Origin of the sequence: Bacillus paramycoides (assembly GCF_001884235.1) — a bacterium.
GTDB lineage: Bacteria > Bacillota > Bacilli > Bacillales > Bacillaceae_G > Bacillus_A > Bacillus_A paramycoides.
In genome coordinates this window covers 74,102-96,124 of record NZ_MAOI01000064.1, presented here as the reverse complement: position 1 = coordinate 96,124, position 22,023 = coordinate 74,102, and the positions used below count along the sequence as shown (strand labels likewise).

Here is a 22,023-nt window from a genome sequence, read left to right as displayed (position 1 = left end):
TATATTAACCAATATTTCCAAGACGTAATACGTCACGAGCAATCATAACTTCTTCGTCAGTTGGAATTACGATAATTTTTACTGGAGAGTGTGGGAAGCTGATGAATGCTTCTTCACCAAAGATGTTATTACGTTTTGCATCGAAGTATACGCCCATGTACTCAAGGCCTTCTAATACGCGCTCACGAATAACTGCACTGTTTTCACCGATACCAGCTGTGAAGATGATTGCGTCTACACCTTTCATACGAGCTGTGTAAGAACCGATGTATTTGTGGATACGGCTTACGAATACATCAAGTGCTACTTTCGCACGGTGGTCGCCTTCTTCTTCTTTAGAAATGATGTCACGTAGGTCACTAGAGTAACCAGTAAGACCTAACATACCACTCTTCTTGTTTAATACGTTAACTACTTCTTCTACTGTTTGGCCTGTTTTTTCCATGATGTATGGAATTAACGCAGGGTCAATGTTACCAGAACGTGTACCCATTGTTACACCAGCAAGTGGAGTGAAGCCCATAGAAGTATCGATAGACTTACCGCCTTCTACTGCTGCGATACTTGCACCGTTACCTAAGTGACAAGAAAGTAGGCTTAAGCTTTCAAGTGGACGACCTAATAATTCAGCTGCACGCTCAGTTACATATTTATGAGAAGTTCCGTGGAAACCGTATTTACGGATGCCGAATTTCTCATAGTACTCATATGGTAAGCTGTATAGGAATGCAGATTCCGGCATTGTTTGGTGGAATGCTGTATCGAATACTGCTACTGCTGGTACGTTTGGTAATACTTCTTGGAACGCTTTAATACCAACAAGGTTTGCCGGGTTGTGAAGTGGTGCTAAATCGCTTAATTCTTCGATATCAGCTAATACTTCATCATTAATTAAAACAGAATCAGCAAATTTTTCGCCGCCGTGTACAACACGGTGACCGATACCGCCAATCTCATCAAGAGATTTTACGATTTCATTTTCAGTTAATTTCTTAAGAAGCATATTAACCGCTACTGCGTGATCTGGGATGCTTGTAATTTCTTTTTGTTTTTCGCCATTTACAGTAATTGTGAAGATACTATCTTCTAAACCGATACGTTCTACTAAACCTTTTGTTAATACTGTTTCACTTGGCATTTCAAATAATTGGAACTTTAAGGAAGAGCTTCCTGCGTTAATCGCGATGATTTTTGACATCTAGTCTTTCGCCCCTTTTTCTCTTGGTAGTTGTGTGGATCATTCCACAAACCGCTCGATTTTATCTAATTAAATTCACTCACTATGAAAACGTTTCATCATCAGTAAATTTTATACTCACGATTTTAATTTAAACATCGTCCGACATATATTTCAAGTGAAAAAATTGTAACACCAAGAAAAAAAATATATTACAGATTTCAAAAAAATTCAGTTAAATCTTGTATACATTAAAAAATATTATATATCATATACAACTGTACTATATTAGATACTAACCCTGTTACATATATATTGTATTATTTATGTGTTGCAAACCAAGTATTTAATTGATCCATAATATCCTCCATAGCCTTCATGTTAGAGAATTTAGGTAATTCCACTAGTAGTGCCTGTTTCGGCATTGTTACACTCTGGCCTTTCTTTTGGAGAACAAATATACTTTTTGCATTTTTCTCGTTTTTAAACATGGAAACAGGTAGCTGTAACAACCCTTGAATAAAACATGTTTCTTTAATAAACGCATGTAGTTTTGGCGCCTGATCACTTTCAAAAATGAAGTTTGGTACTAAGAAGAATAAATACCCGCCTTCTTTCGTATGTTTCACACTTTGTTCAATAAATAAGTGATGCGCATATGACATTCCTTCATCTGCTTTTAATGTATATTCACTTGCACCGATTTCATTTGGATAGTAACCAATTGGCAAATCTGAAACAACTGCATCAACTGGATCGATATAAAGTGGTGCTAGTCCATCTTGATGGAAGAATTCGATTGCATGCTTTTGTAAATTCGCATTTACTAAAGCAAGTTTGATTAGCACTTCATCCACTTCTACACCAAATCCACTCATTGCTAGTTCTTCTTTGGCACTATTAAACACTGTAGTCATTAAATTACCTGTTCCAATTGCAGGGTCTAAAACAGTAATTTCTTTTTGACCTTGCATAAATTTATGGAATAAGTAGCTCATGAACATTCCAACTGCATCAGGCGTCATTTCGTGATTCGCTTGCACGCCTTCTTTCATTCCTTTTAAAATGGCTAGCTGAAATGCTTTACGAATTTCTTCACCTTTATATGTTTCTTCATTAAACGTACTATATTCACGATTCAACCTTTCAATTGTTGATTCGGATAATTCCTCTTGTAAAATCGCTCCTTCAAACAAGTTATCACCTGTTTCTACAAGCGCCTCTAAATATGTTACATCTAATTCTTTACGTAAAACTACCGTAGAAGAATCAAAAATAGAAAATAATGTTTCTACTGTCTGACTCACGTACATTCCTCCTTCTCTCATTTACACATAACTTATATCATACCACAAAGTGATTTTTTCCAAAAAGAAAAAGCGACCTCTTGTAAAGAGCTCCCCTTCAAGTTGTTTATGATGTAACGTCTTTTCTCATATATTGGTTCAGTTAACAATACATGAGAAAAGACGACCTCTTCTAAAGTGAAACTTTAATTAGAGATCGTCTTCTTTTACATTACTTCGCAGCTTTTGCTGCTTCTAATGCTGCTTCATAGTTTGGATGGCTTGTACCTTCGCTTACGTATTCTACGTAAACTACTTTGTCATTGCTATCTACTACGAATACTGCACGAGCAAGTAAACGAAGTTCTTTCATTACTAGGCCGTAAGCTTCACCGAATGAAAGGTCACGGTGGTCAGAAAGTGTCGCAACATTTTCTAAACCGTTAGCTGCACACCAGCGTTTTTGAGCGAATGGTAAATCAACGCTAATTGTTAATACTTTCGCATTCTCAATACCTGCTGCATCTTGGTTAAAACGACGAGTTTGTGCATCACATACACCTGTGTCGATTGAAGGTACAACACTAATTAATTTCACTTCACCTTTGTATGTTTCTAAACTTACTGGAGATAAGTCATTTGCTAATACTTGGAAGTTTGGCGCTTGGTCGCCAACTTTAACTTCTGTTCCAACCAAAGTAATTGGGTTACCTTTAAAAGTTACGTTTGCCACTTAAAAATCCTCCCTTATTTAAACAAAATATGTACAATGTAAATGATAGTTTGTCCCTATCGATAATGCAAATAAAATCGCTTCATTTACAAAAAAATAAAGAAGCTAATCCATTGATTAGCTTCTTTACTCATTAAATTTGAAATTCTGGATCATCTTCTTTTCGTTTATCCATCATTTCTTTCACTTTATCAACAGCTTGTGGCGCTAATTCAATTATTTTGTCAATAACATGTGTTTGTTTATCTAAATGTAAAACTTTCACACCTTCTCCATTTATAACGAGAAAGGCAACTGGATTAATGGAAACTCCACCACCGCTACCTCCTCCAAATGGATGACGACCAGAATGTTCTACTTTTCCAAATTCACTTCCACCAGCAGCAAATCCAAAACTTACTTTTGAAACGGTAAGAATTACACTTCCATCTGCCGCTTTAATTGGATCACCAACAATTGTATTTACATCAGTCATTTGTTTTAAATGCTGCATTGCGGTTGTCATTAAACCTTGAATTGGATGGTCCATTCTATATCCCCCCCTATGCTTGAACAGATTTATCTGCCATACCAGACTTTTGCTTTCTCATAAACATGAGTAGTTTTATCCCTGTTTTCACAGTACGAAATATATGAAAGGAAGCCGTTAATTCACATCTTGATGCAAATCCCTTCCCTTGAAAAACAGGTGTAATTTCAAATTCTGGTACGTCGACAATATGCATATATTGTCCTACAACTCCAGCAGCCATTCCTTTTGTCCCCCATGCATATCCAGTGACAATTCCAGTACTAGCTGCGTCGCCTGCTCCAATTTGTGAATGCCATTTCCAACTATTGATTTTCACTCGTTTGAGAAAATCTTTAAGAATAGTATGAACTTCTTGAAGCTTTTTTATCAGTTCTCCAATGCTATCAAGTTGTGCCATAATTTTATTATCTATTCCGCCATCTTTTTCAGCCTTTTCGATTTTCTGCCCTGTCTTTTTCTGCTGTTTTTCAATTCTTTCCAATACATCAAACGTATATCGAATCATCCATATTTTCACTTGAAATAAACACTGTTTTTCCATTTCTGAATATAAAAACGTCACCTTAAGCGTTATTTTCGATAATAGTATTAGCAAAATAAAAAGGAGAAGAATTATCATTCCAATTACGAGCCATTTCATTCGTACCATCCTTTCACTCCATACCCATTATCGACAAGTTTATTCATCATTAAACAACCTTTTATAAAATTGAATATAAAAATTTTTCTAAAAATAAAAAGGAATTTTGACATTTTATATCGAAATATACTATTTGAGCATATCATTCAGAATACACTCTCATGATATGCAGCACTAAGATTAGAAAATTTGACTGCAGTGGAGGGATACATAATGGCAGATCGTCGCAATTTATTTTTCTTTTATGGTGATGACAAAGTAACGCTCGTTGAAAAAATGAAACCAATATATCGTATTTTAGAGGAGAATGGATTTACCATATTAGATCATCCAAAAAATGCAAACGCTATCGTCAGCGTTGGAGATGATGGAACTTTCTTACAAGCCGTTCGCAAAACCGGTTTTAGAGAAGATTGCTTATACGCAGGTATTTCGACGAAAGATGAAATTTCTTTCTACTGCGATTTCCACATTGACCACGTTGATACAGCCCTTCAAGAAATTACAAAAAATGAAATTGAAGTGCGAAAGTATCCAACAATTAAAGTAGATGTAGATCACGGCACATCTTTCCATTGTTTAAATGAGTTCTCATTACGCTCTAGCATCATTAAAACATTTGTCGTAGATGTACACGTCGACGATTTACATTTCGAAACATTTAGAGGTGATGGATTAGTTATCTCCACACCAACAGGAAGTACCGCTTATAATAAATCATTACATGGTGCAGTTGTCGATCCACTTATCCCATGTTTCCAAGTAAGCGAACTAGCATCTTTAAATAACAACACATACCGTACACTCGGATCACCGTTTCTTTTAAATCACGAACGTACGTTAACTTTAAAACTTAGACCAGATGGAAATGATTATCCTGTTATCGGAATGGATAACGAAGCACTTAGCATTAAACAAGTGGAAAAAGCCGTTGTTCGTTTAAGCGATAAACAAATTAAAACTGTTAAATTAAAAAATAATTCCTTCTGGGAAAAAGTACAGAGAACGTTTTTATAGTAATAAAACACCCCTCGAATTATGGAAATCCCATAATTCGAGGGGTATTTATTTCCCCCGCTATTGGCGCACAGCCTCATATCATTGTCAGTTTTTATCGGTAAATCGATATATCTCGAGTTGCGGTCGATATATTCCGAAAATCGCTGATATACTTTCACACATCTTTTCTATACACAATCTTCCCGTCAATGACGGTCATTTCTGCCTGTACTTCTTTTATTTCTTCTGGCCCAATTTCAAATATGTTGCGATCTAATATCGTAAAGTCTGCTTCATATCCTTTTGCGATTTGCCCCCGCTTCGCTTCTTTGCCAATTGCGTATGCACTTCCTGTCGTAAACAAAGAAACTGCCTCATATACCGTTAACTTTTCTTCTGGCATATAGCATACGCCGTCAATAAAGCTTCGACGTGTAACAGCACTATATATGCCTAAAAACGGATTTATTTGTTCAATTGGAGCATCAGATCCTCCGTTACAATGTAATCCCGCATCGAGTAATGTCTTCCAAGCGTATGCATAACGAAGGCGATGTTCTCCTAGTTTTTCAATAACTGATGGAAAATCCGACGACACAAAGACAGGCTGAATATCAATGATTGCTTGCAAACTCTTCATTCTTTCAATTAAGTCTTCACGGGCAAGCTGGCAATGAATAATACGGTCACGTAATCCTTCTGCAGGTGGATATAATTCAAGCGCATCAATTACATATTCAAGCGATAAATCACCGATTGTATGAATGGCAACCGGCATATGTAAATCACGTGCTTTCTTCACTAACTCTGCAAGCTCTTCACGTGAAAAAATGGCAACTCCATTCGTTTCCTTCGCATCTTCGTACGGCTCGCTTAATAAAGCCGTTCTTCCGCCAAAAGAGCCGTCAGAAAAAATTTTCATCGCTCCAAATTCAATATAATGCTTATTTTCATATTCGTTTCGTTCATTCGCTACTTCATGATGGACGAGTAAATGTGCTTTAAATGGCATTTCGTTTATAACATACGAAAACGCATTGTACGTTTTTTGAAAGCCGCCATAATAATTTAAGTCTTCCGTATGTCCGCCAACTAACCCGTATTGCCAGCAGTCTGAAATAGCCGTTTGTAACGCGCTTTGCAAATACACTCCATCTATTTCAGGCTGAACATGTTTAATTAACTCTTGTCCTTGCTCATATAAAAGTCCTGTTAACTTATTAGACGCATCACGACCAATTTTCCCGCCTTTCGGGTCTTGTGTCGCTTCTGTTATGTTCGCTTGTTCCAATATGTATGAATTCACCCATGTAACGTGACGACAAACGCGCTTTAATAAAATCGGATGCTCTTTAGAAATCTCATCTAAATCACGTATATGAACATGCTTTGTATCTGTAAAATTATTTTCATTCCAGCCTTCCCCGATAATCCATGTTCCTTGTGAAGCTTCTTCTACTCGCTTCTGAACAAGAATAAGCACTTCGCTATAAGATGTACAATTTGATAAATCTAGACGAAGCAACCTCTCTCCATGCCCAATAAGATGCATATGGCTATCAACGAGCCCCGGAATCATTGTTTTTCCTTCTAAGTCATGCAACATCTCCGCAGCATATCGGTTTTCTAACTCTTCCTTACTCCCGATATCAGCGATCATGCCGTTTTCAACGTAAATAGCTTCCGCTTTTTCATTTTCTTCTCTCATCGTGTAAATGATGCCGCCATACCAAATTTCTCCCATATACTCATCCCCTTTTTCCTTTAGTCTAAATTAAAGTGTATAAAAAAAGCACCATTCCGATTAAAAATGGTGCTTTTCCAAAAATTAATTTTGTTCAGTAGGATTCGTTGTAATTTGCCATTCAATACTAAATTTATCTTTTACTTGTCCGTATGCTGGGCTCCAGAAAGTTTCTTGAAGTGGCATTAAAACTTCTCCACCTTCTTGTAACTTATCAAATACTTCTTTTGCTTTCTCTGCATTACTAATTCGAATTGCAATTGTTACTTGAGATCCAATCGCATGCCCTTTACCTGGAAATGTATCAGAAATCATAAGTTCCGTATTACCAACTTTTAAATGAGCATGTAAAACGCGCTCTTTCGCTTCAGCTGGAATCGGGTATTCTGGATTTTCAGGCATGTCACCAAAAGTTTGCATTACTTCTACTTTTGCATCTAACGCCTCTTTATAAAACTGTACAGCTTCTTGTCCACTACCATCTAAAACTAAGTACGGATTGATACCTAAAATCATACGGACACCTCTTTTTTAAGTTTTTAAAATAGAACTTGTGTTCGTTTTTATAATATCATACGTTTTACATCTTATTCAACTATTTACCCCTTCATTTTCGAAATTATTTTGAAGGAAGCTCCATCTCTTGTTTTCTAAGTTCAATACGGCGAATTTTTCCAGAAATCGTTTTTGGTAGTTCATCTACAAATTCAATTTTGCGAGGGTATTTATATGGTGCAGTCAGTTCTTTGACGTGTTCTTGAAGCACTGGAATTAATATTTCTTCGTTCTCTTGTATATTCTCTCTTAATACGATAAATGCCTTCACGACACTTCCGCGAATTTCATCTGGACTTGCGACAACAGCACATTCTCTTACGTATGGATGTTTTACAAGTGCATCTTCTACTTCAAACGGTCCGATTGTATAACCAGAGCTAATAATAATATCATCTCCGCGTCCTTCAAACCAGAAATAGCCGTCTTCATCTTTTTTCGCTTTGTCACCGGTAATATAATAATCGCCGCGGAATTGCATCGCTGTGCGCTCATCGTCTTTATAATATTGTTTAAAGAGTGCTGGTGTTTCAATATGAACCGCAATATCACCAACTTCTCCTACCTGTACTGGAATTCCTTCCTCATTTACGATATCAACATGGTTTCCTGGCGTCGGTTTTCCCATTGACCCTGGTCTAATGCCCATTCCTTTCATTATACCAACAAGTAACGTGTTTTCCGTTTGCCCATAACCGTCTCTTACTGTAATATCGAAATGCCTTTGGAACGTTTTAATAACTTCCCTGTTTAACGGTTCACCTGCTGATACAGCGCTATGTAACGCCTCTAAATTGTATTCACTTAAGTTTTCTACCTTTGCCATTAATCTATACTCAGTCGGCGTACAACAAAGCACATTCACCTTGTTATCACCTAATAAATTCAAATACGTTTTCGGTTCAAATTTACCGTGATATACAAATCCTGTTGCACCTGAACCGAGAGTCGCTAAAAACGGGCTCCAAATCCACTTTTGCCAACCTGGACTAGCCGTTGCCCATACAACATCATTTTCTTCAATTCCAAGCCAGTTTGGAGCGCTTGTACGTAAATGTGCGTATGCCCATGCATGCGTATGAACAACACCTTTTGGATTTCCTGTCGTCCCTGACGTATAAGATAAAAAGACCATATCTTCTTTATCTGTCTTCGCTATTTCTAGCATGTCACTTTCTGTTTCTAATGCTGTTTTTAAGTTTGTCCATCCATCTACTGATCGCTCGCTCAGAACGAATTTTTGAAGAGAGTCCATCGCCTCTATCTCGTCAAATTGTCCAATATACGGTTCGTAGCTGACGATTGCCTTCACTTCCCCGTGCTCAATACGATACTCAATATCTTTTTTACGCAACATTTCTGAGCTTGGAATAACGACAAATCCTGCTTTAATCGCAGCGATATACGTCATGTAAGCTTCAATTAAGCGCGGCATCATAATAAGGAGCTTGTCCCCTTTTTGCAAGCCACTTTTTATAAAAGCGTTTCCAATTTTATTCGCACCTTGCATTAGTTCAAAATATGTAACCTCTCGTCTATTTCCTTTATCATCTTGCCAAATTAAAGCAAGCTTCTCTTTATCGCCTGTATATTTCTCTATTTCCGAAACTAAATTATAAGACGGTGGCGCCAACAATTCCTCTCTCTTCATAAACATCCTCCTTTATTTCTATGCCTCTCTTATATAATAAAGAATTTTCTGTAAATTTTGAACCCTCTTCTTTTGACAAATTTTTCAGTTTTGCTGAATTGGTAAATGAAACTATATCGACAGTTTTTCAAATATATCGACGTAAAACTAAATATATCAACGTTCGACAGGTGATATCGACTTACCGACAAAAAGCGACACAACAAAAAAGAAAGAGCGGGAAAACCCGCTCTTTCTAAGCCATCGTATATGGGATTATTTTTGGAAACCGCCTAATTGTTGCTCAGCTAGTGAAACTAGACGTTTAGTGATTTCGCCACCAACAGAACCGTTAGCGCGAGATGTTGAATCAGCTCCAAGTTGAACACCAAACTCTTGAGCGATTTCGTATTTCATTTGATCTAATGCTGCTTGAGCACCAGACACTGCTAATTTATTTGTGCTTGCCATGTTGTATCACCTCCTTGTGAGTATAGAGTGTGATAAACAACATGACTTCATACATATTTTAGATATGGTAATTTATGGTTTTAGAAAAGTTCTTCGAATTTTTCTTCTTCCGCCGCTACTTCTACCGTTTGTAATACCATTTGTTCTGTGTTTGCTACAGCTTCTTCAATTAACGGCGTGAAATCGTATTTCGCTTCAAAACGATTTGCTTTCTCACGCTTCGGTTTCGTCGCTGGGCTTGCTGGTGTGAATACTGTACAGCAGTCTTCGTATGGACGAATTGAAATATCATATGTGCCAATTTCTTCAGCGATTTTAATAATTTCTAATTTATCCATCGTAATAAGCGGGCGAATAACAGGATAGTTTGTCACTTCGTTAATCGTATGCATACTATCTAACGTTTGGCTCGCTACTTGTCCAAGACTTTCACCAGTCGTAATTGCAAGTGCATTACGCTCCTCTGCGATACGCTCTGTAATACGCATCATCATACGACGCATAACCGTCATAGAATAGCTAGATGGAATTTCTTTATTAATTGTTTTTTGCACTTCAGTAAACGGAACAAGGTGAAGTGTTACACGTTTACAGTATTTCGTTAACTCTTGTGCTAAATCGATTACTTTTTGTTTCGCGCGCTCACTTGTGAAAGGTGGACTATGGAAGTGAACTGCCTCCACAGATACGCCGCGTTTCATCGTTAAGTAAGCTGCTACCGGGCTATCGATACCACCAGAAAGAAGTACCATTACTTTTCCGCCAACGCCAACTGGTAAACCGCCAGCTCCCATGCGCTCATCACACATAATATAGCTGTAACCACTGCGAATTTCTACACGTACATTCACATCTGGATTATGAACGTCTACTGTGATACCCTCTGTATTTTCTAAAATGTGTCCACCGATTTCTGGAAGTAACTCCATCGTCTTCATTGGGAAGCGCTTATCAGAACGGTGCACTGTAATTTTAAATGTTTTCACATCGTCTTTTACTTGTAAGAAAGCTGCTAGTGCACCTTTTTTAATATCTTCTAATTCTGATGGTACTTTCATCGCTAAGTTAAACTTATGAATACCGAATACATCTTTCAATCTTTCAGAAATTGCTTCATGGTCTTCACCGTTTAATTGGATGTACATACGATCATGTGTTGCATCGATTTTAATGTTTGGGAATTTTTTTAATTTGAATTTCACATTATCTCTTAACGTACTTACAAATTTAGAGCGGTTCTTACCTTTAGTCGTCATCTCTCCGTAACGAACTAAAATATATTCATATGTCATCATATTTCTTTACCTCATCACTTCATATAATTTTGGCATTGTCTCTTTAACAATACCTTCAAATTGTTTTACTTCTTCCATCGTGTTTTCCGGTGCTAGACTAATGCGAATCGCACTTGCAGCTGCGGCGTGCGGTACTCCCATTGACACTAGTACTCGGCTCACTTCATTTGCTTTTGAAGAACAAGCAGACTTCGTCGATACATATACACCATGCTCTTCTAAAGCATGAACGACTACTTCTGGTTTTAAACCAACAAATGATACGTTTAAAATGTGCGGTGCCGCATATTCAAGTGACGTATTAATCGTTACATCTTCCATCTCTTTAAAGAAACGGACCAGCTCTGTTTGTAAATTTTGCAAATGAACTACCTTTTCTTTCACTTGTTCCATCGTCATACGAAGTGCTTTCACCATCGCTACAATACCAGGTAAGTTTTCTGTACCTGAGCGATACTTGAGCTCTTGTTGACCACCTGATAAGATTGGATCTAATCTTACACCATCACGTACATAAAGAAGTCCTGTTCCCTTTACACTGTGAAATTTATGCCCAGATATTGAACAAAGATCAATATGAGAAGCGTATAAATCAAGTGGTACTTTTCCTATCCCTTGTACATGGTCCACGTGAAATCTTATTTTCGGATAATTCGATAATAACGTTCCAATTTCAGCAACGGGCTGAATTGCTCCCGTCTCGTTGTTCACGTGAATAATCGACACAAGAATCGTATCTTCACGAAGCGCTCGTTTTACATCTTCTACCGATACAACACCATGCTCGTTAACCGGTAAATATGTTACATCAAAACCGAGATCTTCTAATTGTTTATATGCCTCAAACACAGACGCGTGTTCAATATTTGTTGTAATGATATGTTTGCCGCGCGAACGATTCCTCATCGCTATCCCTTTAATCGCAAGGTTATTCCCTTCCGTTCCACCTGATGTGAAAATAATTTCAGAAGGTTTAACGTGAAGGAGCTGTGCTGCAATCGTTCTCGATTGAGTTAATAGACGCTCTGCCTCTCCTCCAAGCGAATGAATAGAAGAAGGATTACCAAAATATTTCCCTGCAACCGTTACGTACGATTGAAGAGCTTCTGGATATGGCTTCGTCGTCGCACTATTATCAAAATAGATCATCGTTCTTCCCCTTTCAGCGCTATCACATCATATAATCATATCACAAATACGTGTAATTACGCTAAGACTACTCAAAGGTTCCGTTTTTATATAAAAGTGTACAGTTTTCTCCGCTATTTGCAGGTAGCCTGATTGGTGAAGATTAACAATCAGTGGTGGATGAATCCCCATCACTTATGATTTCACTTTATTTTGAAACGAATAACCTTACTATATTCCGCTATTCATTATAGCAATATCGTCTTCAAAATTACACAAAAAAACAAACCCTTTATTAAAGGGTTTGTTCATTGTCTACATATTCAGCTATTTTTTGAACAACGCCAGGTTCAAGCTGCTCTAATACAGAAGCTGCTTGCTCTAAAGCTGCATCGTATTGATATTCACGGAACAACTTCTCCGCATAATCTAAACTTTGCGCAAGTTCCACATCATGACTGCGGTAACGATTACCGTATTGAATTAATTTTTCAACTAAATACGCTTGTCCAATTAACTCTTCCGTCATTTCAGATACACCATTCACAGTTGTATATGCTTCTTCTAAACTGCTATTTACAGCATTCATATTTAACGGTTTTACTTCTAATTGCTCATATACAGCTTGCATTGCCATTTGCCCTCTTTGTAAATCTTCCATAATGCTCTCTGGAAGGCCTGGCAAATTCGACTTTTGCATAAAGCGTTTCGTTTCTAAAATGGTATTTCGCATTTCTTGTAACTTTTCACGTGCTTCAAATTCTTCTTTACGCATCGTTTGTAGCATTTCCTTATATTCTTCATGAAGTACTTTTAAAGTTTCACATTGCTCATAAATCTCTTCTAGTTCCTCACGAATAATAGAGAATGCAATATCTTGCTCCGCAACTCGTAATTGCAATACTTCAAAACGTTTCAATAAAATATGCATTTGTTTTTCAATTACTTTTTGCGACTCAATATCTTTATCTTGTAATTGATAACTTTGTTTCACAAGTTGTGTTTCTGTTTTCGTTTCAATTGTTCCTATGCGAATTTCTTCTAGATCTTCATAAACAGAAAGTGTTTTTTGCTCCACATAATGTTTCGCATGTACTTCTTGTTCAAGTTGGTCATAAAAACCATCTAAACGAGTTTTTAAGTTTTCTACTTTTTCAGCTGCTTCCGTTATATGAAGCTCCTGTATATCCATTAAACATGTTTGTAGTTGTGTCGTCATATCACGGACTTCTTTAGGGATTTCCAAATACTCTAATACATAGCCTTGACTTACCATATCGTTATGGCCGTGCAATAAATCTTCCAGCTGAACTGGTAATGTCGCTTGACACTCCACCAATAAATCCGGAATTTGGTGAATAATAATTTCTAAACTTGCTAAACCTTCTTCTAAACTAATAACAATTTCTCTCGCTTTTAAATAATCGCCATTATCTGTTGCTTCTTCAAAGCTTTTAAATTTATTAGATTCAGCATCTAGCATCTCTTCAATTCTTTGCTCAGCTGCTCCATACATATGTCGATGAGCAAGAACACTTTTCTTCATACTACGATATGTATCACGTAACCCTTCAATTTCCGAACTATTTTTCTCATGGCTTTCTAACAGTTGCTGTAATTCATTTAAAATATCAGTAATACGATTATCAGCGTCATCTAAACCACTTATGGATTCTTTCATCGCATGCTTTGCTTTTCGGAAGGAGAATTGCGAGGCGAATTTTCGCGCTTGCCCTAAATCTTTTTCAGCTTTCGGAAGAGTTGTTGATACAATTTCATCCCACTCTTCACGCCATTTACCAAACAGTTCTTCTGTTTGACCTGTCATATTTAAGTCTTTCACCCGTTTTAGTTCATCTGCCACAGGTTTATCTTTTATTTCTTGTTTCCACTGCTCCAGTGCTTCAATATCTTTATATGAACGATTTCTTATCACAAGCTCTATCATGAGCAGCACTAGAATAGAGCTTACTACAATGATAACGATCGTCAGGATAGAATCCATGCAAAAAAGCCTCCTAGTTATATCTCTTTTTTTGTCCGTTCCGTTTATGAAATGGAAGGCATTATGTATAAAAAGGGAATTCCCCTATATTTAACAACTAACAATGTACTAATCATACCATGTAATGGCGTGTTTTTGACCTAGTTTTTTTTAAAATTTCATGTTTCTTTAAATGTAATTGTAATCTTTCTCAACATTCCGTTTACTTCACCCTCTATCCTCAAATGAACGCGATAACAAGCACTCTTCCATATGAGATACGAAATAAATTTTTCGCAATAGTGATGGTTCTACAGAAATTGCATGCACATTACCTTGCATTACTGCTTGCTGTACAGCTATTTCTGGAAGCAACGTTATACCAAGTCCAGCTCCTACCATCGCAAGCATAGGTTCTGCATAAGAGGTTTCAACTGCAATTATCGGTTTTACGCCCATACCTTGAAACATATTCATAATCATTTTCCTTACATCGCATATTTCTGGGTATACAATTAACTTTTCATCCTGTAAATCTTCCATTCGGATTACCGTTTTCTCTTTATACGGATGATCATTTGAAACAGCACAAACAATTTTTTCTTTCCGAATTTCTTTTATAGACGTAGCGCCTTCTACTACTGAATCAATGAACATCGCTTCAATCTTCCGCTCTTTAAATAATTCCATTAATACTTTCGTATGCTCGATTTGCCACTCTACTTCATATACATCGCCTAATATGTCTTTACACTTCGATATGTAATGAGCCGCTAAACTCGGTAATATACCTATTGAGATTTTCCGCTTCTCTTGAAATTCCTTCATTTCCGTTTTCACTTCATTTATTTGTTCCAAAATCGGTGACATTCTTTTTATAAATAGCTCTCCAGCTTTTGTTAACTCTACCCCTTGAGCGGAACGTTTTAATAAAGTAACCTCTAAGTCAGCTTCTAATCTTTGAATTTGTTTACTAAGCGCTGGTTGTGAAATATGTAAAAGTTTACTCGCTTTCGATAAACTTCGCGTTTTCTTTACTTCAATAAACGATCGTACTGCCTCCAAATCCATCATACACACCTCTAACAAAAAGTTATAACCGCCATAAAAAATCTATATTTCCTCTTAGAAAGAATCAATCTTTATACTTATTTTATCAACTTACTATAACGAAATAAAAAGGAGAAAGATACTCTTGGACAAAAAACAAATACTACTCGGATCCCTTCTATGCTTAATCGCTGTAATGGCTTGGGGATTTATGTTTCCTGTAATGGCAAATGCCCTGCAGTTTATAGATCCATTCTTCTTCACAACTATCCGCTATGGATCAGCAGCTATTATTTTCCTTATGCTGCTCTTAATCATCGAGGGGAAGAATTCGCTCCGCTTAGAAAAACGAACACTTTCGTTATTCTTTTATGGAACAGTCGGTTTCGCAGGGTATGGATTTCTCGTTTTCTACGGACAACAACTGGCTGGGCCTTCCGGAGCGATTCATGCGGCTATGATTCAGTCTCTTATGCCACTAATTGCTCTATTATTGCAATGGATAACTAAAAATAAACGCCCACAACACTACACCTTTCTTTGTATGTTCGTTGCATTATTCGGTGTTATGCTTGTCATTTCAAAAGGAAACATTCACTTATTATTCGGAACCGCAAGTCACTTATCAACAAATATATTTATGTTATGCGGCGTTACTTGCTGGGTAATTTACACGAACGGCGGTGCTAATTTCAAGTCTTGGTCACCACTTAGATACACAACATTAACTTGTTTATTCGGTTCTATTTCACTCGTTGTAATCGTTACTGCATTAACAAACGCAAATATAGTCGCTGTACCATCACTACATACAATTATGAGCGTTCGTTTTGAACTCTTTTATATGTCAATTATTGCGGGCGTTATCGCTGTATTTTGCTGGAACACGGGAAATCGATATATTTCATCTATTAACGGCATATTATTTATGAATTTAGTTCCTGTGCTTGCACTTATCGGTTCTATATTTCGAGGTTATACAATCGACAACATAGAAATTGTCGGAGCGGCATTAACAATTATTGCGCTATTATGCAACAATTTATGGCAAAGAAAACAAGACATAAAAATCCCCACCTCAGTTCGTTAGGCGGGGGTTTTTCACATATGAACAGCTCTTGGAAATTCATAGTACATATTCGTTGTATACAATGTTCGTTCCATCCATTGCTCAATTTCTTTCGTGTACATTTCTAAGAAAAATGTCTCTGACGGAAAAGAATGCAGCACTTCTGATATATATTGCGGATATAAAAACGGCATATTCATCATGCCTTTTAATTGCGTCATAAACATTGTAAAAGATACCTTTTTAAATTCTTTCTTCATTTGTCCTTGTTTAATAATTTGCTCTATATAATATCTTTCTCTAGAAAAATAAACGGTCATCACTTCACGAATTAATGTCGTATCAAGCGAAAGCTCTCTATAAAAAAAACGTGTCAGTTCCCTATTATCAAATTGATATCGTAAAATCCCGCGTACCATTTGCACCATCGCATCTTTAGCCGATAAATATTCTCTCTGTTCAAATGATGTTTCAATTACGTGAATATATCCTTCTAAAAAATCAGTAATAAGCTGTTCTAATAACCCTTGCTTTCCAGCAAAATAATATGAAATATTCGCTACATTCACATCCGCTCGCTTTGCAATGTCTCGCACCGACGTTCCATCATAACCTTTCGTATTAAACAACGATATTGCCGCATCAATTACCTTTTGTTTCGTCTGCTTCATGCGCTCACTTCCTCTCACTGAACAGCTATAGTTTAAATTTCTTGACTTTTAAGACAAATTCCTTTAATTTTCTATCGACAAAGTCATGTGAAATACATCGTATTTTGCTAGCATTTTACATATCTCGATAAAAAGGGAGTTGTTTCCATGTTTACAAAAGAAAGTTATGCAGGATCTCGTGAACAGCAATATGAGACAGTAATTAAACAACTGGATGCATTATTAACTGGCGAACCGAACGTAGTCGCAAACTTATCAAATGCGTCCGCACTATTAAATCAATTTTTAGATCGCGTTAATTGGGTTGGCTTTTATGTAACAGAAGGAAATCAGCTTGTTCTTGGACCATTCCAAGGAATGCCCGCTTGCGTACGTATTCCGTTCGGACGTGGTGTTTGCGGCGCGGCAGCTGAAACAAAAACAACGCAACTTGTAGCAGATGTTCACCAATTCCCAGGACATATCGCTTGCGATAGTGCCTCTAATTCGGAAATCGTTGTACCGATTATGAAAGAAGGAACTGTCATTGGTGTACTTGATATTGATAGTCCTGAAAAAAATCGTTTCGATGAAGTAGATCAGCACTATTTAGAAAAGTTTGTGGAAACACTCCTAAAACATATGTAAAAAAGAAAAGAGTGAGTTATCAATTACGTACGTAATGTACGAAACCGATAGCTCACTCTTTTTTATCCCGCAAAAGCCCGGTTGGTGAGGGCTAATAATCAGTGGGGGATGGACAAAACCCCCACTGATTAAAGTTTCACTTTATTGATTGCTAACAGTGGATATCTTTTTAAGCGCCTGCTCTAAATCAGAAATGATATCTTCCCATGATTCTAAACCGACAGATAGGCGTATTAAATTATCAAAAATACCCATTTCCTTCCGGAGCTCAGCTGGAATAGCCGCGTGCGTCATCGTCGCCGGATGCTGAATTAACGTTTCTGTATCACCTAAACTTACCGCAATCTTAATAAAATGGAGGTCATTAATAAACGACTGCGCTTCCTCTTTTCCGCCTTTTACAGAAAAAGAAATAACGCCCCCGCCTCGTTTCATTTGCCGAGATGCTAACTCTCCCTCCGGATACCAAACACCTTCAACCGCTTCATGATTTTTCAAAAACGCTACAATTTTTTCCGCATTATCACAATGACGATCCATTCTTACCGCTAATGTCTTTAACCCGCGTAATAATAACCACGCATCAAACGGCGCCATAATACCGCCAATATCTTTTCGCATCGGACGGATTTTTTCCGCTAACGCTTTCGTTTTACAAATTGTTACACCCGCTACAACATCCCCGTGACCCCCAATATATTTTGTCGCACTATGAACGACAGCGTCACATCCGAGCTCAAGAGGCCTTTGTAAATAAGGTGAACAAAATGTATTATCGACAATAACAAGTAAGCCATTTCGCTTTGCTACTTGTATCACCTTCTCTAAATCGATTAATTTCATCGTTGGATTAATCGGTGTTTCAACAAAAATGAGCTTTGTATTTGGACGAACCTTCCCTTCCAAATCCTCCTCTATTTCCATATCACAAAACGAATGAGTAATCATAAATTTTTCTTCTAACACTTCTAAAAAACCGTAAGTACATCCATATAATCCATTTGAACAAATAATATGATCTCCAGCCTTTAGAAAGCCAATTAACGTTGCTGAAATTGCTGCCATACCTGAACCGAACGCCAGCGCTTCCTCGCCACCTTCTAAAACAGCCATACGTTCTTCAAATAAATTCACAGTTGGATTTCCAAGCCTTGAATAAATATAAGATGGATCTTCTCCAGCAAAACTCGCTTCTCCTTGCTGTGCTGTCTCAAACGTAAATGTAGAAGTTTGAAATAAAGGTGGTGTTAAACTCCCTTTATGTTCATTTGATTCATAACCGTGATGAATTAATGCTGTCTCCATATGTTTCTTTTTCATAAAAACATCCCCCTTATGTTTTTATTGCCATATATCCACCAGTAAAAAAATGATGAATGTTTTTACTACATTTTATGTAAGCGTTTTACTTGTGTTTCTATCTCTTCTTTTATATTGTTTTAAATTCCTTCTTGTTAATTTCCAAAATTTATCTGCATAAAACAAAAAGATACTCGCTTGACGAAATTGTAGGTAAAAGATATAATAGCGTTTGTGTAAAATAAAAAGGCAGCCTTGTAATGTGAGTTTATCGTTTGTATTTTGTTCCTCTGCGGAGGTGTATCTCGTAACTCCCTGCTGCTGGAGCGAAGGTACATGAAAACAAAATACCCGTAAATATCGATTACGTCTGTTTTTATTTTACGAAAATAAAAACATTTTTAAAGGAGGAGTCAACTATGGCTCGTTATACAGGTCCAGCTTGGAAACTGTCTCGTCGTCTTGGAATCTCTCTAAGCGGCACAGGAAAAGAATTAGAAAAACGCCCTTACGCACCAGGTCCTCACGGTCCTAACCAACGTAAGAAACTTTCAGAATACGGTTTACAATTACAAGAGAAACAAAAACTTCGTCACATGTACGGCATGACTGAGCGTCAATTCCGTCGCACATTTGACCAAGCAGGTAAAATGCCTGGTAAGCACGGCGAAAACTTCATGATCCTTCTTGAAGCTCGTCTTGACAACCTAGTTTACCGCATGGGCTTAGCTCGCACTCGTCGCGCAGCTCGCCAATTAGTAAACCACGGCCACATCATGGTAGATGGCGCTCGCGTAGATATCCCATCTTACCGCGTTAAACCTGGTCAAACTATCAGCGTTCGCGAAAAATCTAACAGCCTTGTTGTTGTTAAAGAAGCGATCGAAGTTAACAACTTCGTACCAGAATACTTAACTTTCGATGCTGATAAGTTAGAAGCTACTTACACTCGTCACGCTGAGCGTTCTGAGTTAGCAGCTGAAATCAACGAAGCATTAATCGTAGAGTTCTACTCTCGTTAATCTCGGTACTCTGCAAAGAGTAGTATTAAAAGCCTTAGGAACCTTGTTTATCAAGGGGCCTGGGCTTTTTTTATTTCTCATTTATACTGCAAGATAGGGCATAAATGAGAATACTACTGGGGCTAGTTTGGGGCTTAAAAATATAATGGCTGGCGTGTGTATAGAAATGGATAAGTGCAAAAAAACAGATGATAAAAGGAGTTACTTGTTTTGAAAGAAAAATTCACCGAGATCCCTCTTCATGTACAAGACTTTCAAAAATTAAAAATGTTACTAGAAGAATTAGTGCAAGACAAAATAGTCTTGATTAAAGGTCTTTCTAAATATGCCTTAAATATTTCTTCTAAAGAACATAAGGTCACCATTAACCTTAGAAGTGAATTTTCCACCAATTCATACTTGGCGATCACCGCTATAAGTATTACCCCAAGTAATCAAGGTAAGGGGAGTATTGTTATTGAATGGTTTAAGACATTCGCTAAAGAAAAAGGCTTCGAACGATTAGTATTACAGCAAGTCGTAACTAAAGAAGGCTACCACTTTGCATTAAAAAATGGATTTTCAAAACATGTTAGTCTATACGAAGAAATGTTTGGAAAACCAAACCGTATTGAAGGAGATTATGAACTACATTTATAAAGAGTAAAATAAAAGTGAACGAATATTTTTTATAATCGTTCACTTTTTTATTTGGTGAATTATCTAATATCGCCGGCTCCTTCTACATCCAATACATAATAAAGAGCCATACTAGATTTTACCCAAAATCCCTGTAACAGAAAAATGCCTATATGGTATAATTTCATTGGTAAATATTAGGGACAGGAGGGGCTATATGGTTCAAATCAAAGTAACACCCGAAATGCTAGAAGAAGTTGCAAACCGTGCAAATAACACTAGAAACGCGTTAGAATCCATACATAACGACTTATGTAATCAAATTGATTATTTATGTTATCAATGGATAGGTGCTTCTAATCAAAATTTCGTCCAAATGTTCAATGATGCAAGACCAAAAGCATTTACCTCTATCAAGGCAATCACAAATGTGGAAGAAGAATTGAAAAGGATTGCTGAAAAATTCCGCAATGCGGATAATCAAGATGTTACACTAGAAGAAGGTGCAATGTGTGGAAAAATTCCGCCAAAATCAGAAGAGACCTTTTGGGATAGAAATAAAAAGGACTTGAATGATGCGTGGACTGGGATTTCTACTGGTTTTGTAGATGGGGTTGTAGACGCATGGGACGGATTTGTCGCTTTAGGAGATAAAGAGACCTGGTTAAACATGAAAGATGCAATCGTAAATTATAAAGAAACCCTACCTATGGCATGGGGATATGAAAAGTAGAGAACATTATGCAGCTTATGCGGTCACCTCGCTACTCACAGGTTTTATTGGTAGCAAAGGTCTGGATAAAGTTGGACAAGTAGGAAAAGTAGCAGCTGTTACAAGTCTTACAAAAGGAAAATCGCTTCTAACTACTGCCCCTGCATACAGAGATGCATTGTATACATTAAATAATTTTAAGTTGAACACCGGAAACCGTTTTGCTTATGCTGGTGTTGGGGGGAGTTCTTTAAAAACTAGCCTTGTTGATACTTATCAGACAGCTAAGGATAAACTATCGCCTTATCAATATACTAAAAGTACTACGGACGGTGACGTTTTTGTTGGCAAATTATACGGCAAAGATGTGCCTCTTAAAGACGTCAAAGTTGAAGATATTACTTATACTAAGAGACCTAGAGAAGAAGCGGAACAACTTAGGAAAGCTTTTGATAGCAGGGTAAGACAAGAGTTTCTTAAATCCTTAGTAAATGACCCTGTTAAGCTTGCTGAACTTAAGAAAGCGGGAATAACAGATGGTAATATAGAATTAATGAAACAAGGAAGACCTCCAGTAGGGTGGCAAGTACATCATAATCTTCCTTTAGACGACGGAGGAACAAACGCATTTGAAAATTTAACTTTAATACAAAATCATCCATATCATAAAGCTATAACTAATACACAACGTACATTAACTAGACACTTACAAGATGGAGATAGTGCAGACATAAGCTGGCCTATACCCAAATATAATATCTACCCTAAAGGAGAATAAATA

20 protein-coding genes and 1 pseudogene are annotated in these 22,023 nt (G+C 37.1%); 6 read left to right on the top strand and 15 right to left on the bottom strand.

Annotation, left to right across the window (positions count from 1 at the left end):
- Window positions 1-4: 4 nt before the first annotated feature.
- From ackA to BAU28_RS09635, 5 genes are all read right to left on the bottom strand, one after another.
- A complete protein-coding gene (gene ackA / locus BAU28_RS09655; RefSeq protein ID WP_025147593.1) occupies window positions 5-1,198 on the bottom strand; it encodes an acetate kinase in 1,194 nt (397 codons plus the stop codon).
- 299 nt (window positions 1,199-1,497) lie between these two features.
- A complete protein-coding gene (locus BAU28_RS09650; RefSeq protein WP_071718441.1) occupies window positions 1,498-2,484 on the bottom strand; it encodes a class I SAM-dependent methyltransferase in 987 nt (328 codons plus the stop codon).
- Between the two features lie 211 nt (window positions 2,485-2,695).
- Window positions 2,696-3,196, bottom strand: coding sequence for a thiol peroxidase (tpx, locus tag BAU28_RS09645; protein ID WP_042980312.1), 501 nt, complete (start codon window positions 3,194-3,196; stop codon window positions 2,696-2,698).
- Window positions 3,197-3,329: 133 nt separating this feature from the next.
- The gene (gene ytfJ / locus BAU28_RS09640; protein ID WP_000350005.1) at window positions 3,330-3,725 is read right to left on the bottom strand and encodes a GerW family sporulation protein; all 396 of its coding nucleotides are present in this window, start codon (window positions 3,723-3,725) and stop codon (window positions 3,330-3,332) included.
- Window positions 3,726-3,738: 13 nt separating this feature from the next.
- Window positions 3,739-4,377: a DUF2953 domain-containing protein gene (locus BAU28_RS09635; RefSeq protein WP_071718440.1), complete on the bottom strand. Its 639-nt coding sequence runs from the start codon at window positions 4,375-4,377 to the stop codon at window positions 3,739-3,741.
- Window positions 4,378-4,581: 204 nt separating this feature from the next.
- On the opposite strand from BAU28_RS09635, the gene BAU28_RS09630 reads away from it, so the two are divergent.
- The gene (locus BAU28_RS09630; protein ID WP_071718439.1) at window positions 4,582-5,385 is read left to right on the top strand and encodes an NAD kinase; all 804 of its coding nucleotides are present in this window, start codon (window positions 4,582-4,584) and stop codon (window positions 5,383-5,385) included.
- A gap of 157 nt (window positions 5,386-5,542) precedes the next feature.
- On the opposite strand, the gene BAU28_RS09625 is transcribed toward BAU28_RS09630, so the two are convergent.
- The 8 genes from BAU28_RS09625 to BAU28_RS09590 form a co-directional block, all read right to left on the bottom strand.
- Window positions 5,543-7,111 (bottom strand): amidohydrolase, encoded by a 1,569-nt coding sequence (locus tag BAU28_RS09625; protein WP_071718438.1) that lies wholly within the window; start codon window positions 7,109-7,111, stop codon window positions 5,543-5,545.
- Window positions 7,112-7,195: 84 nt separating this feature from the next.
- On the bottom strand, window positions 7,196-7,627 hold the full coding sequence (locus tag BAU28_RS09620; protein WP_071718437.1) for a VOC family protein: 432 nt from the start codon (window positions 7,625-7,627) through the stop codon (window positions 7,196-7,198).
- Window positions 7,628-7,730: 103 nt separating this feature from the next.
- Window positions 7,731-9,317 (bottom strand): acyl-CoA synthetase MbcS, encoded by a 1,587-nt coding sequence (gene mbcS / locus BAU28_RS09615; RefSeq protein ID WP_071718436.1) that lies wholly within the window; start codon window positions 9,315-9,317, stop codon window positions 7,731-7,733.
- A gap of 255 nt (window positions 9,318-9,572) precedes the next feature.
- Window positions 9,573-9,767 (bottom strand): alpha/beta-type small acid-soluble spore protein, encoded by a 195-nt coding sequence (locus BAU28_RS09610; RefSeq protein WP_002173769.1) that lies wholly within the window; start codon window positions 9,765-9,767, stop codon window positions 9,573-9,575.
- Window positions 9,768-9,847: 80 nt separating this feature from the next.
- The gene (thiI, locus tag BAU28_RS09605) at window positions 9,848-11,062 is read right to left on the bottom strand and encodes a tRNA uracil 4-sulfurtransferase ThiI (RefSeq protein WP_071718435.1); all 1,215 of its coding nucleotides are present in this window, start codon (window positions 11,060-11,062) and stop codon (window positions 9,848-9,850) included.
- A 6-nt stretch (window positions 11,063-11,068) separates the two neighbouring features.
- Window positions 11,069-12,211, bottom strand: coding sequence for a cysteine desulfurase family protein (locus BAU28_RS09600; RefSeq protein ID WP_048372153.1), 1,143 nt, complete (start codon window positions 12,209-12,211; stop codon window positions 11,069-11,071).
- Between the two features lie 274 nt (window positions 12,212-12,485).
- Window positions 12,486-14,195, bottom strand: a complete 1,710-nt coding sequence (gene ezrA / locus BAU28_RS09595; RefSeq protein WP_071718434.1) for a septation ring formation regulator EzrA — start codon at window positions 14,193-14,195, stop codon at window positions 12,486-12,488.
- A gap of 207 nt (window positions 14,196-14,402) precedes the next feature.
- On the bottom strand, window positions 14,403-15,248 hold the full coding sequence (locus tag BAU28_RS09590) for a LysR family transcriptional regulator (protein ID WP_116500347.1): 846 nt from the start codon (window positions 15,246-15,248) through the stop codon (window positions 14,403-14,405).
- 121 nt (window positions 15,249-15,369) lie between these two features.
- On the opposite strand from BAU28_RS09590, the gene BAU28_RS09585 reads away from it, so the two are divergent.
- Window positions 15,370-16,314 (top strand): DMT family transporter, encoded by a 945-nt coding sequence (locus BAU28_RS09585; protein WP_071718432.1) that lies wholly within the window; start codon window positions 15,370-15,372, stop codon window positions 16,312-16,314.
- Between the two features lie 11 nt (window positions 16,315-16,325).
- On the opposite strand, the gene refZ is transcribed toward BAU28_RS09585, so the two are convergent.
- On the bottom strand, window positions 16,326-16,964 hold the full coding sequence (gene refZ / locus BAU28_RS09580) for a forespore capture DNA-binding protein RefZ (protein WP_002173776.1): 639 nt from the start codon (window positions 16,962-16,964) through the stop codon (window positions 16,326-16,328).
- 147 nt (window positions 16,965-17,111) lie between these two features.
- Between refZ and BAU28_RS09575 the strand changes: the two genes are divergently transcribed.
- Window positions 17,112-17,591 carry a GAF domain-containing protein gene (locus BAU28_RS09575; protein ID WP_002173777.1) on the top strand — a complete coding sequence of 160 codons (480 nt, stop codon included), beginning with the start codon at window positions 17,112-17,114 and terminating at the stop codon, window positions 17,589-17,591.
- Window positions 17,592-17,732: 141 nt separating this feature from the next.
- On the opposite strand, the gene megL is transcribed toward BAU28_RS09575, so the two are convergent.
- Window positions 17,733-18,911, bottom strand: coding sequence for a methionine gamma-lyase (gene megL, locus BAU28_RS09570; protein WP_025147607.1), 1,179 nt, complete (start codon window positions 18,909-18,911; stop codon window positions 17,733-17,735).
- Between the two features lie 398 nt (window positions 18,912-19,309).
- Here megL and rpsD point away from each other — a divergent pair, with 398 nt between their 5' ends.
- The 3 genes and pseudogenes from rpsD to BAU28_RS31430 all read left to right on the top strand — a co-directional run bounded on the left by rpsD (window position 19,310) and on the right by BAU28_RS31430 (window position 22,020).
- Window positions 19,310-19,912: a 30S ribosomal protein S4 gene (rpsD, locus tag BAU28_RS09565; protein ID WP_000135316.1), complete on the top strand. Its 603-nt coding sequence runs from the start codon at window positions 19,310-19,312 to the stop codon at window positions 19,910-19,912.
- A gap of 210 nt (window positions 19,913-20,122) precedes the next feature.
- Complete coding sequence (locus BAU28_RS09560; protein ID WP_071718431.1) at window positions 20,123-20,551, top strand: GNAT family N-acetyltransferase; 429 nt, start codon at window positions 20,123-20,125, stop codon at window positions 20,549-20,551.
- Window positions 20,552-20,747: 196 nt separating this feature from the next.
- A pseudogene (locus BAU28_RS31430) lies at window positions 20,748-22,020 on the top strand (WXG100 family type VII secretion target).
- Window positions 22,021-22,023: the final 3 nt, after the last annotated feature.

Excerpts from the sequence above, each read along its gene's own strand:
- ackA (WP_025147593.1), bottom strand. The coding sequence starts at position 1,198 with ATGTCAAAAATCATCGCGATTAACGCAGGAAGCTCTTCCTTAAAGTTC.
- ytfJ (WP_000350005.1), bottom strand. The coding sequence starts at position 3,725 with ATGGACCATCCAATTCAAGGTTTAATGACAACCGCAATGCAGCATTTA.
- BAU28_RS09635 (WP_071718440.1), bottom strand. The coding sequence starts at position 4,377 with ATGGTACGAATGAAATGGCTCGTAATTGGAATGATAATTCTTCTCCTT.
- BAU28_RS09630 (WP_071718439.1), top strand. The coding sequence starts at position 4,582 with ATGGCAGATCGTCGCAATTTATTTTTCTTTTATGGTGATGACAAAGTA.
- BAU28_RS09625 (WP_071718438.1), bottom strand. The coding sequence starts at position 7,111 with ATGGGAGAAATTTGGTATGGCGGCATCATTTACACGATGAGAGAAGAA.
- BAU28_RS09620 (WP_071718437.1), bottom strand. The coding sequence starts at position 7,627 with ATGATTTTAGGTATCAATCCGTACTTAGTTTTAGATGGTAGTGGACAA.
- mbcS (WP_071718436.1), bottom strand. The coding sequence starts at position 9,317 with ATGAAGAGAGAGGAATTGTTGGCGCCACCGTCTTATAATTTAGTTTCG.
- BAU28_RS09610 (WP_002173769.1), bottom strand. The coding sequence starts at position 9,767 with ATGGCAAGCACAAATAAATTAGCAGTGTCTGGTGCTCAAGCAGCATTA.
- thiI (WP_071718435.1), bottom strand. The coding sequence starts at position 11,062 with ATGATGACATATGAATATATTTTAGTTCGTTACGGAGAGATGACGACT.
- BAU28_RS09600 (WP_048372153.1), bottom strand. The coding sequence starts at position 12,211 with ATGATCTATTTTGATAATAGTGCGACGACGAAGCCATATCCAGAAGCT.
- ezrA (WP_071718434.1), bottom strand. The coding sequence starts at position 14,195 with ATGGATTCTATCCTGACGATCGTTATCATTGTAGTAAGCTCTATTCTA.
- BAU28_RS09590 (WP_116500347.1), bottom strand. The coding sequence starts at position 15,248 with ATGATGGATTTGGAGGCAGTACGATCGTTTATTGAAGTAAAGAAAACG.
- refZ (WP_002173776.1), bottom strand. The coding sequence starts at position 16,964 with ATGAAGCAGACGAAACAAAAGGTAATTGATGCGGCAATATCGTTGTTT.
- BAU28_RS09575 (WP_002173777.1), top strand. The coding sequence starts at position 17,112 with ATGTTTACAAAAGAAAGTTATGCAGGATCTCGTGAACAGCAATATGAG.
- megL (WP_025147607.1), bottom strand. The coding sequence starts at position 18,911 with ATGAAAAAGAAACATATGGAGACAGCATTAATTCATCACGGTTATGAA.
- rpsD (WP_000135316.1), top strand. The coding sequence starts at position 19,310 with ATGGCTCGTTATACAGGTCCAGCTTGGAAACTGTCTCGTCGTCTTGGA.